Below are 19,626 nucleotides of genomic sequence, written 5' to 3'. Positions count from 1 at the left end.
CAATGCAGAAGATGACCCTGACGATCACGGTCTCCGACGAGGTCCGCAGCCTCGCACCCGGCTTCACCCACATCGCCGTGGAGGCGCACGGCCTCGTCAACGGCCCGACCACCGAGGAGAGTTCGGCACTGCTCGACGACGCCACGCGAAGGCTCACCGAGCGGCTCGGCGGCAGGGCCCCGCACGAGGACCCTCACATGGCCGCCTGGCGCGAGATGTACACGGCCTTCGGTGCCAAGCCCTCCCGGACCCGCAACTCCGCCGAGGCCCTCGCCCGGCGCGCCCTCACCGAGGCCGGGCTGCCCCGCATCAACCGCCTGGTCGATCTCTACAACGCGATCAGTGTCGCCCATCTGATCCCGGTCGGCGGAGAGGACACCGACCGCGTCAGCGGCGCCATGAGACTGGTGCGCTCCACCGGCCTCGACCCGTTCCCCACGGTCGCGGGCGGCGAGGAAGTCATGGAGCACCCCGAGCCCGGGGAGGTCGTCTGGCGTGACGACGAGTCCGTCACCTGCAGGCGCTGGAACTGGCGTCAGGGCACACGCACCCGCCTCACCGAGGAGTCGGTCGACGCCGTCTTCCTTCTGGAGAGCCTCGCTCCCATGACGGTGCCGGAGCTCGGCGCCGCGGCCGCCGAGCTGGCCGAGTCGCTCGAGAAGCTCAGCCCCGGAGCGCGGATCACCCTCCACGACCCGGCGTGACGTTTCCCCCGCCGCGCGGAGGGTCAGCCGAGTTCGCGGGCCTCCGCGGGCGTCGGAGCCGTACCCCCGAGGTGCGCCGGTACCCACCAGGTGTCGGCCGCGTCCTTGGGGCGCACCGGATAGGCGCGCTGTGCCGCCTCGAGGAGCTCCTGGACGCGTTCACGCAGCCGGCGGGTGATCGCGCCCGCGTACTGGTCGGTGGGGGCCTCCAGGGCTTCGCCCACGCGGATCGTGATCGGGGTGTGGCTGCGCCGGAAATTGCGCGGGCGCCCCTTCGTCCACAGCCGCTGGGTACCCCACAGCGCCATCGGGATCAGCGGTACGCCCGCTTCCTGGGCCAGGCGCGCGGCGCCCGACTTGAAGCTCTTCAGCGTGAACGACTGGGAGATCGTCGCCTCGGGGAACACGCCGACGATCTCGCCCGCGCGCAGCGACGCGAGCGCGTGCGCGTAGGCGTCCTCGCCCTGGTTGCGGTCCACGGGGATGTGCTTCATGCCGCGCATCAGCGGCCCCGACACCTTGTGGCGGAACACCGACTCCTTCGCCATGAAGCGGACCAGCCGCTTCTGGGGCAGGGCGCCGAGCCCGGTGAAGATGAAGTCCAGATAGCTGATGTGGTTGCTGACCAGAACCGCGCCACCGGTCTTCGGGATGTGCTCCGAACCCTGGGTGTCGATCTTCAGGTCGAGCGCCTTGAACAGCGTACGAGCGGCGCCGATGACCGGCCGATAGACGAGTTCTGCCATCTGGATGAAGACCCTTCTTCAATGCCTGGGGAGGGTTCTCCCGGCGGAAGTTACGCAGCCGTAGGTTTTCGGCATTGGGGCGATCGTGCCCCATGTGCGACGCCGTGGCCAGCCCCAAAGGGTCCGGCGCGAGAGATTCTCGTCACGTGAATCATCCGGGAATGTATCGAGGTCGCGGGGTGCTGACCCTTTGCGCAGAGCTCTGAGAGGGAGGCCGGGATGGACGGGCGGACGGACACGGGCACGCTGGACGCGGCCCAACTCGGCGCGGAACTGGGGGATCGTGCGACTCTCGTGCAGTTCTCGACCGCGTTCTGCCAGCCGTGCCGCGCCACTCGGCGCACCCTCGCGGAGGTGGCCGGGATGGTCGACGGTGTCGCCCATGTCGAGATCGACGCGGAGGCGCATCTCACGCTCGTGCGCAGCCTCGGCATCAGCCGCACCCCCACCGTCCTGGTGCTCGACGCGGCGGGACGCATCGTCCGCAGGGCGGCCGGCCTTCCGCGCACGGCGGACGTCGTCGCCGCGCTGGGTGAGGCGATCTGACGGACCGTGACGCATCTCCCACCTGACGGCACGCACTTGACTGTGCACACCACGCATCGTCACTCTGACGTTATGCCGCCAGAACTCCTTCTTTTCGGCCGGGTCCATGTCGACCTCGGGCGCCACGCGAGTGCGCGCTGTCCGGGTGCCTGAAGAACCCACGGCCCCGTACGCCCCCTCGCGGAAGGACTCCCCATGACGGCCTCGCCCGATCTCGCCACCACCCGGACGGCATCCCCCGAACTCCTCCGCTCCGTCTTCCGGCAGCACGCCGCCGGGGTCGCGGTGATCACTGCCGCGGGCGCGGGGCCGGTCGGCTTCACCGCCACCTCGCTCAACTCCGTCGCCGCCGAGCCCCCGCTGATCTCCTTCGGTGTGGGCACCTCGTCGTCCAGCTGGCCCGTGGTCGCGGAGGCGGAGCACGTGGGCGTGCACATACTCGGCGAGGACCAGCAGGAGCTCGCCGCGACGTTCGCCCGCAGCGGCGCCGACCGGTTCGGCCCGTCCACCGACTGGAGCGCGGGCCCCGAAGGGGTGCCGCTGCTCGGAGGTGTGGTCGCCTGGCTGGTCTGCCGGGTGGTCGCCCGGATCCCGGCGGGGGACCACCGCATCGTGATCGCCGAGGTCGTGGCCGGGGATCCGTCGCCGGGTGGCAGGCCGCTGGTCTACCACCAGGGGCGTTTCACGGCTCTGCGAGACTGAGGGCGAGCAAGCCGGTGCCGGTGCCGACTCCGTTGGGTACGTCACAGTTCCAAGCGCTTGCTTATGGGTAATGTACTGGGTGTACTGGCGAGTAATATTTTGGCCGGAAGCCGGGTCGCCCCGACCGGAAACCGCCCGATAAGGCGCCTATGCTGCGTGCAACAAGGCAGCCCAGAAATGACGATGCAGTAGGAGAGCCGGCGTGAGCTTGAGGATCGTTGTCTGTGTGAAGTACGTGCCCGACGCCACCGGCGACCGGCACTTCGCCGATGACCTGACCCTGGACCGTGACGACGTCGACGGTCTGCTGTCGGAGCTCGACGAGTACGCGGTCGAGCAGGCACTGCAGATCGCCGACGAGGCGGACGACGCGGAGATCACCGTGCTCACGGTGGGTCCCGAGGACGCCAAGGACGCGCTGCGCAAGGCGCTGTCGATGGGCGCCGACAAGGCCGTCCACGTCGAGGACGACGACCTGCACGGCACCGACGTCATCGGCACCTCCCTGGTCCTGGCCAAGGCTGTCGAGAAGACCGGTTACGACCTGGTCATCTGCGGCATGGCGTCGACGGACGGCACCATGGGCGTGCTCCCGGCGCTGCTCGCGGAGCGCCTCGGCGTCCCGCAGGTCACCCTGCTCTCCGAGGTCTCGGTCGACGGCGGCACCGTGAAGGGCCGTCGCGACGGCGACTCCGCGTCCGAGCAGCTCGAGGCGTCCCTGCCGGCCGTGGTCTCCGTGACCGACCAGTCGGGCGAGGCCCGCTACCCGTCGTTCAAGGGCATCATGGCGGCGAAGAAGAAGCCGGTCGAGTCGCTGGACCTCGATGACCTGGAGATCGAGGCGGACGAGGTCGGCCTGGGCGGCTCCTGGACCGCGGTCGACTCCGCGGCCGAGCGTCCCGCCCGTACCGCGGGCACGATCGTCAAGGACGAGGGCGAGGGCGGCAAGCAGCTGGCCGAGTTCCTTGCGGGCCAGAAGTTCATCTGAGCCCCGGCCGTTCCCTCACCGCCCCGCACTCCCTCGCACGCAGGAGATTGAAGTCCCATGGCTGAAGTTCTCGTCTATGTCGACCACGTGGACGGTGCCGTCCGCAAGCCCACCCTGGAGCTGCTGACGCTCGCCCGCCGCATCGGCGAGCCGGTCGCCGTCGCGCTGGGCAACGGTGCCGCCGACACCGCCGCCGCGCTCGCCGAGCACGGCGCGGTCAAGGTCCTGACCGCCGACGCGCCGGAGTTCGCCGACTACCTCGTCGTACCGAAGGTGGACGCGCTGCAGGCCGCGTACGACACGGTCTCCCCGGCCGCCGTACTGCTGCCCTCCTCGGCCGAGGCCAAGGAGATCGCGGCCCGCCTCGCGCTCCGCATCGGTTCCGGCATCATCACCGACGCCGTCGACCTGGAGGCCGGTGACTCCGGTCCGGTCGCCACGCAGTCCGCGTTCGCGGCCTCGTACACCACCAAGTCCCGTGTCTCCAAGGGCACCCCGGTCATCACGGTCAAGCCGAACTCGGCCGCCGTCGAGGCCGCCCCCGCCGCGGGCGCCGTCGAGGCTCTCGCTGTCTCCTTCTCCGCCACGGCCACCGGCACCAAGGTCCTCTCGCGCACCCCGCGTGAGTCGACCGGGCGTCCGGAGCTGACCGAGGCCGCGATCGTCGTCTCCGGCGGCCGCGGCGTCAACGGCGCGGAGAACTTCGCGATCATCGAGGCGCTCGCCGACTCCCTCGGCGCGGCCGTCGGTGCCTCGCGTGCCGCGGTCGACGCCGGCTGGTACCCGCACACCAACCAGGTCGGCCAGACCGGCAAGTCGGTCTCCCCGCAGCTGTACATCGCCTCCGGCATCTCGGGCGCGATCCAGCACCGGGCCGGCATGCAGACCTCGAAGACCATCGTCGCCATCAACAAGGACGCCGAGGCCCCGATCTTCGACCTCGTCGACTACGGCGTCGTCGGCGACCTCTTCGACGTCGTCCCGGCTCTCACCGACGAGGTCAAGACCCGCAAGGGCTGACCCGGCAGGCGCTCTGCCCGTACGAAGGCCCGGGGCCGCGTGGTGTTCTCACCGCGCGGCCCCGGGCTCTTTCCGATCACCATTGACGCCGAGGACGGGGGCTTATAACTTCACTATGCGGATGAAAGATTCCGGGAAGCGGAAATACTGAAACGTGGAGGGTACGGTCATGGGTCAGCAGGAGAAGGTGGCGACGAGCCTCGCCGGCACGGTCGGCGAGGAGATCAGCGCCTCCCTCACGTCGGTGGACGCCGAACTCGCCCGCCGGTACCCGGGAGACCCCGGCACGCGCCAGCCCGTCCACACCGTGTACGTGCCCGCGGACGACTTCACGTCCACGACGCTCCGCACCTGGGGAGACCAGGCGCTGGCCGCGCTGGACGAGCACGCCCCCGACGCCGCCGCCCTCGCCTCCGTCCTGGGCATCCCGCAGGAACTGGCGGAGCCGGTCCACGACCGCGTACGCGCCAAGCTGGAGCGTGAGCCCGTCGAGGACCTGCGCATCGACTTCGAGGACGGCTACGGCCCTCGCCCCGACGCCGAGGAGGACGAGGCCGCCGCCCGCGCGGCGCGTCTGGTGGCCGAGGCGTACGCCGACGGGACCGCGGCTCCGTACATGGGCATCCGGATGAAGTGCATGGAAGCCGCCGTGCGCGACCGGGGCATCCGCACCACGGACATCTTCCTCACCGGTCTGATGCGCGCGGGAGGCCTGCCCGAGGGGCTTGTCCTGACGCTGCCCAAGGTGACGTACCCCGAGCAGGTCACGGCCTTCGTACGACTGCTGGAGGCCTTCGAGGAGACCCATGGACTGCCCTCCGGGCGCCTCGGGTTCGAGATCCAGATCGAGACGAGCCAGTCCATCCTGGCGGCGGACGGAACCGCCGCGGTGGCCCGCATGATCGACGCCGCCTCGGGCCGGGCCACCGGTCTGCACTACGGAACCTTCGACTACAGCGCCTGTGTCGGTGTCAGCCCCGCCTACCAGGCCAGTGACCACCCCGCCGCCGACCACGCCAAGGCCGTCATGCAGGTCGCCGCCGCGGGAACCGGAGTGCGGGTCTGCGACGGTTCCACGAACGTGCTCCCGGTCGGCCCCGCACAGCAGGTCCACGACGCCTGGCGCCTGCACCACGGCCTCACCCGCCGCGCTCTGGCCCGCGCCTACTACCAGGGCTGGGACATGCACCCGGGTCACCTGCCCACCCGCTACGCCGCCGTCTACAGCTTCTACCGCGAGGGCCTCGGCCAGGCCGCGTCCCGGCTCGCCGCCTATGTGGCCAAGGCCGGCGGGGACGTCATGGACGAGCCCGCGACCGCGAAGGCGCTGAGCGGCTACCTGCTCCGCGGCATCGACTGCGGCGCCCTGGACGCCACGGAGGTCACGGACCTCACCGGCCTGAGCCGCGCGGATCTCGACGGCTTCGCCTCGCCCCGGCGCGGCGGGCTGACCGTGACGGCGCCGTAAGGGATCTCGTCCGGAACGCCCGGGGCCCACGCGCCCCGGGCTTTCACGCGGGCGGCAGTTCTCCCGAGCCTCGCGGGATGAGCCGCGTGGGGAGCTCCACCCTCGCAGGGGCGTGAGCGGCGCCGTCGAGGCGGCGGAACAGGTGCTCCGCCGCGGTGCGGCCGACCGCCGCGGCGTCCTGGGAGATCACCGTGATGCCGAGCAGGTCGGCCAGCTCGATGTCGTCGAAGCCGACCAGGGCGATCCGGCGTTCGCACTCGGCCAGGACGCGGACCGCGGTGACCGTCACACGGTTGTTGCCCGCGAAGAGGGCGGTCACCGGCTCGGGCCCGGCCAGCATGGCCTCGGCGGCGGACCGCACCCGGGCCGGGTCGGTCGGGCCCAGGGAGACCCAGGCGTCCTCGACCTCGATACCCGCGTCGGCCAGGGCCGCGTGGTACCCGCGCAGTCGTTCCGTCGCGGTGTGGATGCGCGGCTGGTCCCCGATGAAGCCGATCCTGCGGTGGCCGTGCGCGACCAGGTGGGCGACGCCAGCGCGCGCTCCGCCGAAGCTGTCCGACAGGACCATGTCCGCGTCGACCCGGCCCGCCGGACGGTCGACGAACACGGTGGCGATGCCGGCCTTCATCTCCGGCTCCAGATAACGGTGGTCGTCGCCCGCCGGGATCACGATGAGGCCGTCCACCCGGCGGGCGCAGAGTGCCAGGACCAGCTCCTGCTCGCGCTCCGGGTCCTCCGCGCTGGAGCCGTTGATCAGCAGTGCGCCGTGTGCGCGGGCCACCTCTTCCACGGCGCGGCTCAGCGGGCCGTAGAAGGGGTCCGCGAGGTCCTCCAGCACGAGGCCGATGGACGCGGTGCGTCCCTTGCGCAGGACGCGCGCGCTGTCGTTGCGGCGGAAGCCGAGGGCCTCGATGGCTTCCTGGACGCGGCGTTCGGTGTCGGGGGTGACTCCGGGCTCGCTGTTCACCACCCGGGAGACCGTCTTCAGGCCCACTCCGGCACGGGCTGCCACGTCCTTCATGGTCGGCCTGTTGCCGTAGCGGGACTCGGAATGGCGGGCGGTCTCGGCCACGGTGCGCTGTCCTGTCGTCGGGGACGGGTGATTCCGGCCCTCCCGGTGGTGCCGGGAAGGGGCCGGATGCTGTGGCGTCGAGCATAGGCCCTGGACAACGTTGTCAAGAGAATGGAGACTGGGAGCATCATCAGACTGAAGCCGCAGGTCCTGCGCCTCACCCCTCCGGAGAGTCCACACCGATGCATACCGACCTCGTCACCGCGCTCGACATCGGCGGTACCAAGATCGCCGGGGCGTTGGTGGACGGCGGCGGATCCCTCCTCGTACGGGCGCAGCGCCCCACCCCGGCCCGTGAGGGCGCGGAGGCCGTGATGGGTGCGGTGAGCGACGTCCTGACGGAGCTGGCGGCCTCCCCGCTGTGGCACCGGACGCGTGCGGTCGGCATCGGGAGCGCGGGGCCCGTGGACGCCTCGGCGGGCACGGTCAGCCCGGTCAACGTCCCCGGCTGGCGCGGTTTCCCGCTGGTGGAGCGAGTGGCCGCGGCGACCGGCGGGCTGCCGGTCACACTGGTCGGCGACGGGGTGGCCATGACGGCGGCCGAGCACTGGCTGGGTGCCGCCCGCGGTTACGACAACGCGCTGTGCCTGGTCGTCTCCACCGGTGTCGGCGGCGGCCTCGTGCTCGGCGGAAAGCTGCACCCGGGCCCCTCGGGCAACGCCGGCCACATCGGCCACATCAGTGTCGACCTGGACGGCGATCCCTGCCCCTGCGGTGCGCGCGGCTGCGTGGAACGCATCGCCAGCGGGCCCAACATCGCCAGAAGGGCCCTGGAGAACGGCTGGCGCCCCGGCCCGGACGGCGACACCACGGCCGCCTCGGTGGCCGCCGCCGCGAAGGCGGGCGACCCGGTCGCCGCCGCCTCCTTCGAGCGGGCCGCCCAGGCCCTCGCCGCCGGGATCGCCGCCACCGCCACCCTGACGGACATCGACATCGCCGTGATCGGCGGGGGAGTGGCGGGAGCGGGTGAGGTGCTCTTCGCGCCGCTGCGCAGGTCCCTGCGCGACTACGCCACGCTGTCCTTCGTCCAGAACCTCACCGTGACCTCCGCGGTGATGGGGACCGACGCGGGGCTGGTCGGTGCGGCGGCCGCGGCCTCGACGGTCCGCCACGGCGCCTCGAACGGTGTGCGGGCCGCCGCCACCCCGTAGAACCGTCGCCACTCCGTAGAACCCGCCGCCACCCGGTCGGGCCGGGCCCGCCCGGTCAGCGGTCCCGGTCCGTCGGCTGCTGGGGCACCACCACCAGGAAGGCGTCCTGCTCCAGGTCCATCACCACCTCGGCGGCCATGCCCTCGCCGCGGCGGGCCGCGGCGAACTCCTCCGCGGGCCGGCTTCCCCGTGGCCCTCCCGCGGGAAACTGCCCAAGTACCGTGCGGCGCACCGCGCATCCCCTCGTCGTTCCAGTTGCTGTCCGCTCCAACGACGTCCAGCCGTCACTCGTTACGGCGATGCGCCGGGCCGGGCCCGTACAGTGAAACGCCCTCCGGCGTCCGCGCCGGCGCAACCGCGTCGCCCCTGCGGGGTTTCCGGAGCGGGGTGTTGCGGGCAAGCCACAGGGGGCTACGGAAGAGGGGGACCCGTGATCGTCTGGATCAACGGTGCGTTCAGTGCGGGCAAGACCAGCGCCGCGTGCGAACTGATCGATCTGATCCCGAACAGCACCTTCTACGACCCCGGACTGATCGGCGGGGGACTGCGTCGGCTCCTGCCACAGAAGAAGCTCGCCGAAGTGACCGACTTCCAGGACCTGCCGATATGGCGGCGTCTGGTGGTCGACACGGCCGCCGCGCTTCTCGCCGAACTCTCCGGGGTGCTGGTCGTCCCGATGACACTGCTGAGACAGGAGTACCGCGACGAGATATTCGGCGGGCTCGCCTCCCGGCGCATACCGGTGCGCCATGTACTGCTCTCACCTGAGGAAACGATCCTGCGGAGCCGGATCGCCCAGCGCGAGAAATACGCCGACGACCCCGAGCGCAGTGCGCGCGTCCGGCAATGGGCCTACGAACACATCGAGCCCTACCGGGCGGCCCTCGGGTGGATCACCGCGGACGCCCACACCATCGACACCAGCGCCCTCACCCCGTACGAGACGGCCGAGCGGATAGCCGAAGCCGTCCGCACCGGCGAGGCCAGGGAGTGCGGCATAGTCCAGACCCCCGAACCGCGAGCGGAGACCGTCGCCTCCGGGGTGCTGCTCTTCGACGAGCAGGACCGGGTGCTGCTCGTCGACCCCACCTACAAGCCCGGCTGGGAGTTCCCCGGCGGGGTCGTGGAGCCAGGCGAGGCCCCGGCCCGGGCCGGGATACGTGAGGTCGCCGAGGAGCTGGGGCTTCACCTGGACACGGTGCCGAGACTTCTGCTCGTCGACTGGGAGGCGCCGCAGCCGCCCGCGTACGGAGGGCTGCGCTTCCTGTTCGACGGCGGCCGGCTGCGGAGGGAGGACGCCGCGCGGCTGCTGCTGCCGGGTTCGGAACTGCGCGGCTGGCGGTTCGTCACCGAGGAGGAGGCGGCCGGTCTGCTCCCGCCGACCCGCTTCCAGAGGCTTCGCTGGGCACTGCGCGCCCGCGAGCGGGCCACCGTGCTGAATCTGGAGGCCGGAGTGCCCGTGGGCGGCTCGTAGTGCCCTGAGGGCCGTCGGCCGTCAGGGCGGCCGCCCGCAGGACGGGGGCCGCGTCGGCGGCCGGCGGTCGCCGTGGCCGAAGCAGGCGACGGCCGGGCGCCCGTCGCGCCGGAGATACGCCCGCCGATGGGGAAGCGGAACAGGCGCGGCTGCGGGAGTACCTCGACACGGCCCAAGCGGTGCACGTACGGACGGCGGGCGCCCCGCCGCCCGGAGTTCCGCTCCGGGCGGCTTCGCCGGCGCGAACTCCGGGGACGGACGCGTCTCTCAGCCGTTCCTGGACTCCGCGTAGTTCCGCAGGAAGAGGGCCTCGGCGACCGAGAGCCGCTCCAGCTCCTCGGGGGACACGCTCTCGTTCACCGCGTGGATCTGCGCCTCGGGCTCGCTCAGCCCGATGAGCAGGATCTCCGCCTCGGGGTACAGCGCGGCCAGGGTGTTGCAGAGGGGGATGGAGCCCCCCATGCCGGAGGTCTGCATCTCCTCGCCCGGGTAGGCGAGCCGCATGGCCGCGGCCATCGACGCGTAGGCGGGGCTGGTGACATCGGCGCGGAACGGCTGCCCCTGGCCGACCTGTTCGACACGGACGCGCGCCCCCCAGGGGGCGTGCGACTCGAGGTGGGCGGTCAGCAGCTTCGTCGCCTCGGAGGCGTCATGCCCCGGCGGCACCCGCAGACTGATCTGCGCCCGGGCGCTCGCCTGGAGCGACGGAGTGGCTCCGACCACCGGCGGGCAGTCGATGCCGATCACGGTGACCGCGGGCCGCGCCCAGATGCGGTCGGCGACCGTACCCGTGCCGATGAGCTCCACGCCGTCGAGCACCTTGGCGTCGGCGCGGAACTCGCTCTCCGCATACTGCAGTCCGTCCCACTCCGCGTCGGCCGTGAGTCCGTCGACCGTGGTCGTGCCGTCCTCGGCCCGCAGGGACGCCAGCAGCTGGATCATCGCGGCCAGCGCGTCCGGTGCGGCGCCGCCGAACTGCCCGGAGTGCAGGTTTCCTTCGAGGGTGTCCAGCCGCACCCGCAGCATGGTCATACCGCGCAGCGTCGCGGTGACGGTGGGCAGCCCCACGCGGAAGTTGCCCGCGTCACCGATGACGATCGAGTCGGCGGCCAGCAGCTCCGGGTGCTCCTCCGCGTACCGTTCGAGGCCGCCCGTGCCCTGCTCCTCGGAGCCCTCCGCGATCACCTTGACGGAGACCGGGACACCGCCGTTCGCCATGAGGGCGCGCACCGCGAGCAGGTGCATGATGAAGCCGCCCTTGCAGTCCGCCGTGCCCCGGCCGAACCAGCGGCCGTCCCGCTCGGTCAGCTCGAACGGCGGGGAGAGCCAGGCGGACTCGTCCAGCGGCGGCTGCACGTCGTAGTGCGCGTAGAGCAGCACCGTGGGCGAGCCGGGCGGGCCCGGCAGGTAGCCGTACACCGACTGGGTCCCGTCGGGGGTGTCGAGCAGCGCGACGTCCTGGAAGCCCTCGGTGCGCAGCGCGTCGGCCACCCAGCCGGCCGCCGCCTCGCACTCGCTCCGGGGGAACTGGGCCGGATCCGCCACCGACCGGAAGGCCACCAGCTCGGCGAGCTCCGCTTTCGCGCGGGGCATCAGCGAGGCGACGGTCTCGGAAATCGGACGGGCGGTCATGGGCACGCTCCTCGTGGGTGCGACGTTAGGACTATGGCGCGGTGAGTACGCGGCCGGGGGCGACGCCGTGGACGCGGCGTCGCGTGTACAACGCATTCATGGCTGATCCTCCCACAGCGGAGTTCGGCCGCGACGCGCCGTAGGATGCCGTGAGCAGCTGGGGCCACTGGTCGGATCAGGAGCAGAAGCACATCGTGAGCAGCGAGAACGCAGACGCCGGACGTGAGCCGGATGAGACGTCGTCGGTACCGCCGGAGTCCTCGGTATGGGACGTCGTCGTGGTCGGCGCGGGCCCGGCGGGAGCTTCCGCGGCGTACGCGGCGGCCGTCGCAGGCCGTCGGGTGCTGTTGCTGGAGAAGGCGGAGATCCCCCGCTACAAGACGTGCGGCGGTGGAATCATCGGGTACTCGCGGGACTCCCTGCCCCCCGGGTTCGAACTCCCCCTGAAGGACCGGATCCACGCGGTCACCTTCTCGCTCAACGGGAAGCTGTCGCGCACCCGCAGGTCCAAGCGGATGCTCTTCGGGCTGATCAACCGGCCGGAGTTCGACGCGGGGCTGGTGGAAGAGGCCCAGAAGGCCGGTGCCGAGCTGCGCACCGGCGTGGCGGTGACGCGGGTCGAGCAGCACGGCACGGCCGTACCCGACCGGCGCACGGTCGCCGTCGTGCTGGCCGGCGGGGAGACGGTGCTCGCCCGTGCCGTCGTCGGCGCGGACGGCAGTGCCGGCCGCATAGGGGCTCACGTCGGGGTGAAGCTCGACCAGGTGGACCTCGGGCTCGAGGTGGAGATCCCCGTCCCGGCGACGGTCGCCGAGGACTGGGCCGGCCGGGTGCTCATCGACTGGGGCCCGCTGCCCGGGAGTTACGGCTGGGTCTTCCCCAAGGGCGACACCCTGACCGTCGGCGTCATCTCGGCGCGTGGCGACGGTGCGGGGACCAAGCGGTATCTGGAGGACTTCGTCGGACGGCTGGGCCTCGCCGGATTCGAGCCCACGGTCTCCTCCGGCCATCTGACCCGGTGCCGCAGCGACGACTCGCCGCTCTCCCGCGGACGGGTCGTGGTCTGCGGCGACGCGGCCGGGCTGCTGGAACCCTGGACCAGGGAGGGCATCTCCTTCGCACTGCGGTCCGGGCGGCTCGCGGGCGAATGGGCCGTGCGGATCGCGGAGTCGCACGACGCGGTCGACGCCCGCCGGCAGGCGCTCAACTACGCTTTCGCGATCAAGGCGGGGCTCGGTGTGGAGATGAGCGTCGGGCGCCGCATGCTCAGGCTGTTCGAGCGGCGCCCCGGGATCCTGCACGCGGTGCTCACGGGCTTCCGCCCCGCGTGGAACGCGTTCGCCGGGGTCACCCGGGGGACGACATCGCTGGCCGAGCTGGTCCGCACGCATCCGCTGGCGCAGCGGGCGATGCATGTGATGGACCGCCAGAGGCCCGACGAGGTCAGCTCTCGACCGTGATCCGGAAGACCGGGTGGTCGGGGCAGGCGGCCAGGAGCTCGGCGTCGGTCGACCTCGCCGTGATGCCCTGGAAGTACTGGTTGACCTCCCAGCCCCAGCGCTTCAGATAGGCGCGGACGATCCGCACCTTCTGCTCGTCGTCCGCGATCTCCACGGCGGTGAAGGCGCGGACCTTCCGGCCGATCTTCAGCTCTCCGCCTCCGGCCACGCGCATGTTGCGCACCCACTGTGAGTGGCCGCGGGCGGAGACCAGGTACTGGAAGCCCTCGTGGTGGTGGGGGTTGACGGGGATGCGCTGCATCCGGCCGCTCTTCCGGCCCCGTACCGACATTTCGGCGGAGCCGAGGAGGCTGACTCCGTGCCGTGCGAGCCAGCCGACGACACCGTTCAACCGCTGGGCGAAGGCGTTGGCCTGGAGGTAGTACGGCTGCTGCGACATGGGTGGCTCCTGCCATCGAGTGCCGATTGGGAGAGCAGTGCTCTCGCTTGAGATCAGTGTGCACGAGTGCGGTGCGCCAAAGCAAGAGCGGTGCTCTTGTTTATGTTCAGTGCTCCGATCGCGTGGCAGACTGGAGCCATGAGCACCATTCGAGGAGCCCGTGAACGCGTCCGCATCGAGATCACCGCGGCGATCAAGGACGAGGCCAGGAGACAGCTCGCCGCCGAAGGCGCCGCCAAGCTCTCCCTGCGTGCCGTCGCACGGGAGCTCGGCATGGCGTCCTCCGCGCTCTACCGCTACTTCCCCAGCCGCGACGACCTGCTGACGGCCCTCATCGTCGACGCCTACGACGCGGTGGGCGAAGCCGCCGAGAAGGCGGCGCGCGGCGAGGCGGGCGCCCCCGCCCTTCCTCACCCGGCCCGCTGGCTGGCGGTCGCCTGTGCCGTGCGCGACTGGGCGCTGGCCCATCCCCATGAGTACGCGCTGATCTTCGGCTCACCGGTCCCCGGCTACACCGCCCCGCAGGACACCGTCGGCCCCGCCTCCCGCGTGGGCCAGGTCCTGATCGGCCTCGTACGCGACGCCTACCTCACCGACGGCCTCGCCGTGCCCCCGCAGGACGCCGCGCTGCGTACCGAGGGTGCACGCATGGCGGCCGATCTGGCGGCCGATCTGCCGCCCGCCGTCGCGGTGGCCCTGGTGGCCGCGTGGGCGCAGCTCTTCGGGCTGATCTCCTTCGAGCTGTTCGGCCAGTTCAACCGTGTGGTCGAGGCGCGCGAACAGCTCTTCCGGCATGCCGCTCACGAGCTCGGGCGCTCGGTCGGACTACCGGCCGGCCGGCCGGCCGCTACCGGGGATGCGGGAGGCTGACGCGGGGCGGGGGGCCGAGGGGCGTGTCCGGCGCGCGAATGCGGGGCGCAGTGTCTGGGGAAGTGCCCCGGAGGGGTACTCCGCAGCAAGCCGCCGCGGGCCCGGAGGCCGACGGGCCGGCCATGGCCCCCCGGTGCGGACCGCACGACGGCGGGGAGGGGCACACCGCGAAGCCCCCGCGTCAGCCGTGCCATGGCCGCCCCGGGTGCCCGGGGCGGAGCGCAACTCGTCGTACAGGCCTACGAGTCGGGGCTGGTGCGGCCCGGCCGGCTCGGTCGGACCGTCGGCAGGCGCCGCTCCTCGACCGCGCGGGGGAAGCGCCGGAGCACGTGCACCACCCGGAGGGCGAACACCAGAGCGCCGAGCACGGCCCCCACCCGGAACAGCACGCGTTCCGCGCCGCCCGGCAGTTGGAGGAACAGCGCGGGGAGGCAGACCCCGGCGAAGGTGGCCGCGGCCACCACGACTCCGCTGACCACGGCATAGCCGGTCTCCACGGTCATGGCGTCCCGTTCCGCCTGGGTGCGTCGCGACATGTCCGAAGTGTCACAGGAGTCCCGGCCGACGGCAAGGACGAACTTCCCTGCGGCATCCCGTCCTTGCACGCGGCTCCCCGTCGCGCACGGACCACCCTCGGAACATCTTGATGCGTGGGCATTTGATGTGCGTGCAGGCATGTTCCGCGCCTCTGCTAGCGTGCGGCCATGGCAGCGAAGAAGTCCGAGCAGGCGCTCGTCGGCGAGTGGCGGGAGATGCTCGCACTGCACGCCAGGACCCTGGGTGAGCTGGACCGGGCGCTGGACCGGCACGGCCTGGGCGCCAGTGACTTCGAGGTCCTGGACGTCCTCACGGAAGCCGGTGCGGAGGGCGGCGAAGGCTGCCTCCGCGTCCAGGAGATCGCCGCGCGGGTCCATCTCAGCCAGAGCGCGCTGTCGCGTCTCGTCGCGCGGCTGGAGAGGGACGGCCTCGTGCGCCGAGCGATGTGCGTCGAGGACCGCCGCGGTGTGCGGGTCGAGCTCACGGAAGCCGGCCGGACCCGCCATGCGGAGGCCCGGCCCCTTCAGCGGGCGGTGCTGTCCCGGATGCTGAACCGGGAAGCGGGAAGGCCGGGGATCTGAGCGGACCCGGCCCCGTTCAGGACCAGACGACGGCGGAGTTCCGCTCCCACAGCGCGACGACCCCGGGGTCTCCCGAGAATCCGAGGGACGACAGCGGCACACGGTTCCACAGCCCCAGGTAGAGCTCCTCGGCCGTGCCGCTCAACGTGCAGTCCACAGGCGTCTCCAGGGCGGTGTCTCCGCGCACCGTGAGCGGCGGATCGGCCGACAGGCGTACGGTCCACACCGCGTCCGTGTCCACGGCCCTGACCCGAAGAGTGCGTGGAGGGTCCGTACGGACACGGCTCTTGGCACGGGCGTGGAAGCCGGCCAGCAGTTCGTCGATCCCGTCCACCGCGTGCGGCGGTGCCACGGAGGTCAGGGGGCCACCCCGGGCCGACTCCGTGTCCACCCGGTGGATCCTGGTCTCGTGCGCCTGCCGGCGTGCCCAGAAAGCGAGCGGGGCCGGCGAGGGAAAGACCGTCCAGCACTGCAGGCCGACCGGTGCGGCCCGGAGCGTGTCGAGAAGCAGGCGGTGGCCCTCGGTGAAACGGTCGAGCAGCGCGTCACCGTCGAGATCGGGCTCCTCCGCCGCCGGGTAATACGTCCGGTGCCCGCCGACGACCAACGAGGTGGCCCAGCGGTGCACCATGCATATGTGCTGGAGGAGGTCGCGCACCCGCCATCCCGGGCAGGTCGGGACCAGGGCATCCGTCCCTGCCTCGCGTGCGGCCCGGGCGAGGGCGTGGCCTTCGGCGGTGAGGGCTGTCAGGTGCTCGGTGGTCTCCACGTCGGCGATTGTGCCAGAGCGGTTTCACGCGCTCAGAGGAGTGCGCAACCACTCCCGGGGTGATCTCCGGCGGCCGGTACGGGACCGAGGCGGATCCGCGAAGTCGTGTCGCCGAAGGCCGGTGTCGCCGGAGTGAGCGGCTGCCGGTCGTCCGTCACCTCAACCGCTCAGGTGCTCGTTCACGTTGCGGGCGACACCGCCCAGCACCGCCGCCGTCGCGGCGAGCAGCGTCACCGTCGTGAGGGCGACCGGGAGGGAGATCCAGTCGGCGAGGAAGCCGATCACCGGCGGCCCCAGGAGCATTCCGCCGTAGCCGAGGGTCGACGCCGCGGCCACCCCGCTGGGCCCCGCCAGCGCACCCGCCCGGCCGACCGCGACGGGAAATATGTTGGCCAGGCCCAGGCCGGCCACGGCGAACCCGAGCAGTGCGAACCAGACGGCCGGAGCCAGGGCGCCGAGCAGCATCCCCGCCGCCGCCGTGGCCCCGCCCGCCACCAGGGTGCGAGTCTGCCCGAACCGTTCGAGGAGAGCGGTGCCGCTGAGCCTGCCGATGGCCATCGTCAGCGCGAACAAGGAATAACCGGCGGCGGCGAGACCGGGGGTGGCACCCAGATCCTGGCTGAGGTGCAGCGCGCCCCACTCGGCCAGCGCCCCTTCACCGTACGCCGTGCAGAGCGCGATGACGCCGAAGAGGACGACGACCCGGCGCGCCTGGGTGCTCATACCCTTCGGCCGCTCACCGGCATCCTCCGCCCGACGCTCCGCCGGGGGCGCGGCGGTCCGGCCCCCCAGGAGCACCGGGCCGGTCACCGCGGTGACGAGGAGTCCGATGCCCGTCAGGGCGAAGAGATGGGTGGCGGGCGACAGGCTGCCCGCGACCAGCCCGCCGAGACCCGCGCCCGCCATGCCGCCGAAGCTGAACGCGGCGTGGAAGCCCGGCATCACCGGGCGGCGCAACGCGGAGACCACTTCGACGGCCGCGCTGTTCATCGCCACGTTCAGCCCGCCGTACGCGGCACCGAAGAACAGGAGCACGAGGCCCAGGGTGAGAGGCGAACCCGTCTGTGCCGGAAGGGCGATGCTCAGTGACAGCAGGACACCGCAGACCACGGTGACCGCGTGGCTTCCGTGGCGCCGGCAGAGCCTCCCGGTGAGCATCATCGTGATCACCGCACCGGCGGAGACGCCGAGCAGGGCGAGTCCGAGGGTGGAGGCACTGGCCCCCGTCTGCTGCTTGATGGCCGGGATGCGGACCACCCAGCCGGCGAAGAGGAACCCGTCGAGGGCGAAGAACACGGTCAGCGCGGTACGGAGGCGGGCCGGCGAAGGTGGAGCGGTGTCTCCGCCACGTTCCCCCGGCAGGGCCGTCCGCAGTTTGTTTACTTGCGGCACAAAGTGAGGATAGGGTCGCCCCGAGGGCCCGCGCAAGACCGGTGCACCGATGACCGGCCGGTGAACGGTGCGGGGCGCCGGAGCGTCGGCAACGGCTCCGGATCATGGGAGACTCGCCCCCATGAACGGCAAGTCGACCACCACGCGGACGAAGTTGGAGAGGGGCCGCAGCGCGCTCGGGCCCGCCCTGGAGCTCGTGCACACCGGGCGTGCCCCCACCCGTGCGGTACTCACCTCCGAGCTCGGCGTCACCCGTGCCACAGCGGGCGCGGTGGCCGCGGAGCTGGAGGCGCTCGGACTCATCAAGGTCGACTCCAGCCCGGGCTCCGCCGCCGGATCTCAGGGCCGCCCCTCGCACCGGCTGTCCATCCGTGACAGCGGGCCGGTGGCTCTCGCCGCCCAGGTCCACTCCGACGGCTTCCGCGCCGCGCTCGTGGGGCTCGGGGGAAGGATCGTGGCCACCGCGCCCGGCTGCGTCGCCGTCATGGCCGATCCCGCTCAGGTCCTCGGCGAGGTCGTCGAGGCCGGTGCCCGGCTCCTGCGTGAGACCGGGCTGCGCTGTGTCGGGGCCGGGCTAGCCGTGCCCTCCGCCGTGGCCGAGCCCGAGGGGACGGCCCTCAATCCGCTGCACATCGCCTGGCCGGCGGGAGCGCCGGTCCGGGAGATCTTCTCCACCTGCGTACGCGCCGCGGGCATCACCGGGCCCGCGTTCACCGCCAACGACGTCAACCTCGCCGCCCTCGCCGAGCACCGGCACGGCGCGGGGCGTGGTGCCCAGCACCTGCTCTGCGTCGCCACCGGCCACCGGGGGGTCGGCGGCGCCCTCGTCCTGGACGGCCGCCTCCACAGCGGCAGTTCGGGACTCGCCCTGGAAGTGGGGCATCTGACCGTCAACCCCGAGGGCGGCCCCTGCCACTGCGGCGGACGGGGCTGCCTCGACGTGGAGACGGACCCCCTCGCCTTCCTCACGGCGGCCGGCCGGGAGCCCGGCCCCGAGGAGTCGCTGCTCAAGCAGTCCGGCGGCCTGCTCCGCACGGAGTACGACGACCCCGATGTGCGGGCCGCGGCCGAGGAGCTGATCGACCGTCTCGGCCTCGGCCTGGCCGGGCTGGTCAACATTCTCAACCCGGACCGGATCATCCTCGGCGGCCTGCACCGCGATCTTCTGGAGGCCGACCCCGAACGCCTGCGGGCCGTCGTAGCCGACCGCAGCCTCTGGGGGCGCAGTGGAAGCGTGCCGATCCTGTCCTGCACGCTCGACCACAACAGCTTGGTGGGCGCGGCCGAACTGGCCTGGCAGCCCGTACTCGACGACCCGCTGACCGCACTGGCCTGACCGGCCTGACTGCTCCGTTTCCCGCTCCGGCGGGACGAGCCGTCCGGCGGCCCGGGCGACCGCTACGACCAGGACGGGCCGTCGTGGCCGCGGGCCGCAGGTGAGGCCCCGGGCTCGAACGGAGCGGAGCGCGTCGGTCCACGAGGACCGGCGCGCTCCTGTGTGCGCGGTGTACGGCGCCCGGCCGCCTTCCCGTCAGCCGACCACGGCCGACCGGGCCCGCGTCCGTGCTGTCGTGGGCTCCATGAGCCCCGCCGCGTCCGAGCCGAACGGGCCGTCGGTCGTCGACCCGTACACCGGAAGAGGGGGCAGGGCGGTGGCGAACGACGGTGCGGGCAGGGTGAACCAGATGACCTTCCCCGCGTCGGCGCTCGGTCGTACGCCCCAGCTCTCGCTGAACGCGGCGATCATCGCCAGTCCGCGCCCGGAGGTGGCGGACGACTCGGCGTCGCACATGGTCGGCAGCCGGGGGTCGTGGTCGTGGACGGAGACCGTCAGCCGATCGAGCAGCAGTTCGATCTCGACGGTGCATGACTTGTCCGGCTGTGCGTGCCGGTGGACATTGGTCAGGAGTTCGGTGACGCCGAGCGCTGCCGGGTCGATCAGAGGATCGAGATGCCAGTAGCGCAGTTGCGCCGAAATGATTCTGCGGACCTGACCGATCCGCGGCGGCAGGGCTTGGAGCTCCACCGCGCAGTGCCTGCTTGGCTCGCTGATCACGGCTGCGACTCCCCGAAAT

21 protein-coding genes and 1 pseudogene are annotated in these 19,626 nt (G+C 72.1%); 13 read left to right on the top strand and 9 right to left on the bottom strand.

What is annotated here, in order from left to right; all coding sequences use genetic code 11:
- The first annotated feature begins 11 nt into the window (after positions 1 to 11).
- Positions 12 to 704 carry a B3/B4 domain-containing protein gene (locus ACZ32T_RS24360; protein WP_467265704.1) on the top strand — a complete coding sequence of 231 codons (693 nt, stop codon included), beginning with the start codon at positions 12 to 14 and terminating at the stop codon, positions 702 to 704.
- 23 nt (positions 705 to 727) lie between these two features.
- Here ACZ32T_RS24360 and ACZ32T_RS24355 read toward each other — a convergent pair whose 3' ends face one another.
- Complete coding sequence (locus ACZ32T_RS24355) at positions 728 to 1,450, bottom strand: lysophospholipid acyltransferase family protein (RefSeq protein WP_356716922.1); 723 nt, start codon at positions 1,448 to 1,450, stop codon at positions 728 to 730.
- A 219-nt stretch (positions 1,451 to 1,669) separates the two neighbouring features.
- Here ACZ32T_RS24355 and ACZ32T_RS24350 point away from each other — a divergent pair, with 219 nt between their 5' ends.
- The 5 genes from ACZ32T_RS24350 to ACZ32T_RS24330 all read left to right on the top strand — a co-directional run bounded on the left by ACZ32T_RS24350 (position 1,670) and on the right by ACZ32T_RS24330 (position 6,174).
- Entirely contained in the window at positions 1,670 to 1,996 is a 327-nt protein-coding gene (locus ACZ32T_RS24350) for a TlpA family protein disulfide reductase (protein WP_365933492.1), read from the top strand.
- Positions 1,997 to 2,191: 195 nt separating this feature from the next.
- Entirely contained in the window at positions 2,192 to 2,698 is a 507-nt protein-coding gene (locus tag ACZ32T_RS24345) for a flavin reductase family protein (RefSeq protein WP_467265438.1), read from the top strand.
- A 202-nt stretch (positions 2,699 to 2,900) separates the two neighbouring features.
- Positions 2,901 to 3,686 carry an electron transfer flavoprotein subunit beta/FixA family protein gene (locus tag ACZ32T_RS24340; protein ID WP_467265440.1) on the top strand — a complete coding sequence of 262 codons (786 nt, stop codon included), beginning with the start codon at positions 2,901 to 2,903 and terminating at the stop codon, positions 3,684 to 3,686.
- A 57-nt stretch (positions 3,687 to 3,743) separates the two neighbouring features.
- The gene (locus ACZ32T_RS24335; RefSeq protein WP_467265442.1) at positions 3,744 to 4,706 is read left to right on the top strand and encodes an electron transfer flavoprotein subunit alpha/FixB family protein; all 963 of its coding nucleotides are present in this window, start codon (positions 3,744 to 3,746) and stop codon (positions 4,704 to 4,706) included.
- A 169-nt stretch (positions 4,707 to 4,875) separates the two neighbouring features.
- Positions 4,876 to 6,174: a DUF6986 family protein gene (locus ACZ32T_RS24330; RefSeq protein WP_467265443.1), complete on the top strand. Its 1,299-nt coding sequence runs from the start codon at positions 4,876 to 4,878 to the stop codon at positions 6,172 to 6,174.
- Between the two features lie 43 nt (positions 6,175 to 6,217).
- On the opposite strand, the gene ACZ32T_RS24325 is transcribed toward ACZ32T_RS24330, so the two are convergent.
- Positions 6,218 to 7,246 carry a LacI family DNA-binding transcriptional regulator gene (locus ACZ32T_RS24325; protein WP_104790888.1) on the bottom strand — a complete coding sequence of 343 codons (1,029 nt, stop codon included), beginning with the start codon at positions 7,244 to 7,246 and terminating at the stop codon, positions 6,218 to 6,220.
- A gap of 182 nt (positions 7,247 to 7,428) precedes the next feature.
- Between ACZ32T_RS24325 and ACZ32T_RS24320 the strand changes: the two genes are divergently transcribed.
- Positions 7,429 to 8,397 carry an ROK family protein gene (locus ACZ32T_RS24320; RefSeq protein WP_467368955.1) on the top strand — a complete coding sequence of 323 codons (969 nt, stop codon included), beginning with the start codon at positions 7,429 to 7,431 and terminating at the stop codon, positions 8,395 to 8,397.
- A 55-nt stretch (positions 8,398 to 8,452) separates the two neighbouring features.
- Here the strand turns inward: ACZ32T_RS24320 and ACZ32T_RS24315 are convergent, their stop codons facing one another.
- Entirely contained in the window at positions 8,453 to 8,629 is a 177-nt protein-coding gene (locus ACZ32T_RS24315; protein ID WP_467265447.1) for a hypothetical protein, read from the bottom strand.
- Between the two features lie 198 nt (positions 8,630 to 8,827).
- On the opposite strand from ACZ32T_RS24315, the gene ACZ32T_RS24310 reads away from it, so the two are divergent.
- Positions 8,828 to 9,871: an NUDIX hydrolase gene (locus ACZ32T_RS24310; RefSeq protein WP_467368953.1), complete on the top strand. Its 1,044-nt coding sequence runs from the start codon at positions 8,828 to 8,830 to the stop codon at positions 9,869 to 9,871.
- A 267-nt stretch (positions 9,872 to 10,138) separates the two neighbouring features.
- On the opposite strand, the gene ACZ32T_RS24305 is transcribed toward ACZ32T_RS24310, so the two are convergent.
- Complete coding sequence (locus tag ACZ32T_RS24305) at positions 10,139 to 11,503, bottom strand: M20/M25/M40 family metallo-hydrolase (RefSeq protein WP_467265451.1); 1,365 nt, start codon at positions 11,501 to 11,503, stop codon at positions 10,139 to 10,141.
- Positions 11,504 to 11,697: 194 nt separating this feature from the next.
- On the opposite strand from ACZ32T_RS24305, the gene ACZ32T_RS24300 reads away from it, so the two are divergent.
- Positions 11,698 to 12,963 carry a geranylgeranyl reductase family protein gene (locus ACZ32T_RS24300; RefSeq protein ID WP_467265453.1) on the top strand — a complete coding sequence of 422 codons (1,266 nt, stop codon included), beginning with the start codon at positions 11,698 to 11,700 and terminating at the stop codon, positions 12,961 to 12,963.
- Here the strand turns inward: ACZ32T_RS24300 and ACZ32T_RS24295 are convergent.
- Positions 12,947 to 13,402 carry a nitroreductase/quinone reductase family protein gene (locus tag ACZ32T_RS24295; protein WP_467265455.1) on the bottom strand — a complete coding sequence of 152 codons (456 nt, stop codon included), beginning with the start codon at positions 13,400 to 13,402 and terminating at the stop codon, positions 12,947 to 12,949. The genes ACZ32T_RS24300 and ACZ32T_RS24295 overlap by 17 nt on opposite strands.
- 138 nt (positions 13,403 to 13,540) lie before the next feature.
- Here ACZ32T_RS24295 and ACZ32T_RS24290 point away from each other — a divergent pair, with 138 nt between their 5' ends.
- Entirely contained in the window at positions 13,541 to 14,272 is a 732-nt protein-coding gene (locus ACZ32T_RS24290) for a TetR/AcrR family transcriptional regulator (protein ID WP_467368951.1), read from the top strand.
- Between the two features lie 180 nt (positions 14,273 to 14,452).
- Positions 14,453 to 14,548, top strand: a pseudogene (locus tag ACZ32T_RS24285) (DNA-binding response regulator); the annotation flags it as partial.
- Here the strand turns inward: ACZ32T_RS24285 and ACZ32T_RS24280 are convergent.
- Complete coding sequence (locus tag ACZ32T_RS24280) at positions 14,512 to 14,808, bottom strand: DUF6332 family protein (RefSeq protein WP_467265459.1); 297 nt, start codon at positions 14,806 to 14,808, stop codon at positions 14,512 to 14,514. The pseudogene ACZ32T_RS24285 and the gene ACZ32T_RS24280 sit on opposite strands and share 37 nt — an antisense overlap.
- Positions 14,809 to 14,976: 168 nt before the next feature.
- Here ACZ32T_RS24280 and ACZ32T_RS24275 point away from each other — a divergent pair, with 168 nt between their 5' ends.
- Entirely contained in the window at positions 14,977 to 15,390 is a 414-nt protein-coding gene (locus tag ACZ32T_RS24275; RefSeq protein WP_467368949.1) for a MarR family winged helix-turn-helix transcriptional regulator, read from the top strand.
- Between the two features lie 16 nt (positions 15,391 to 15,406).
- Here the strand turns inward: ACZ32T_RS24275 and ACZ32T_RS24270 are convergent, their stop codons facing one another.
- Positions 15,407 to 16,159 (bottom strand): maleylpyruvate isomerase family mycothiol-dependent enzyme, encoded by a 753-nt coding sequence (locus ACZ32T_RS24270; RefSeq protein ID WP_467368947.1) that lies wholly within the window; start codon positions 16,157 to 16,159, stop codon positions 15,407 to 15,409.
- A 159-nt stretch (positions 16,160 to 16,318) separates the two neighbouring features.
- Positions 16,319 to 17,551, bottom strand: coding sequence for an MFS transporter (locus tag ACZ32T_RS24265; protein ID WP_467368946.1), 1,233 nt, complete (start codon positions 17,549 to 17,551; stop codon positions 16,319 to 16,321).
- A 121-nt stretch (positions 17,552 to 17,672) separates the two neighbouring features.
- Here ACZ32T_RS24265 and ACZ32T_RS24260 point away from each other — a divergent pair, with 121 nt between their 5' ends.
- Positions 17,673 to 18,887, top strand: a complete 1,215-nt coding sequence (locus ACZ32T_RS24260; protein ID WP_467265466.1) for an ROK family protein — start codon at positions 17,673 to 17,675, stop codon at positions 18,885 to 18,887.
- Positions 18,888 to 19,082: 195 nt separating this feature from the next.
- On the opposite strand, the gene ACZ32T_RS24255 is transcribed toward ACZ32T_RS24260, so the two are convergent.
- The gene (locus tag ACZ32T_RS24255) at positions 19,083 to 19,607 is read right to left on the bottom strand and encodes an ATP-binding protein (protein WP_467265468.1); all 525 of its coding nucleotides are present in this window, start codon (positions 19,605 to 19,607) and stop codon (positions 19,083 to 19,085) included.
- Between the last annotated feature and the right edge of the window lie 19 nt (positions 19,608 to 19,626).

The sequence above is a fragment of the Streptomyces sp. NPDC023573 genome (assembly GCF_055559735.1).
This window is presented reverse-complemented; position numbering and strand designations above follow the sequence as displayed.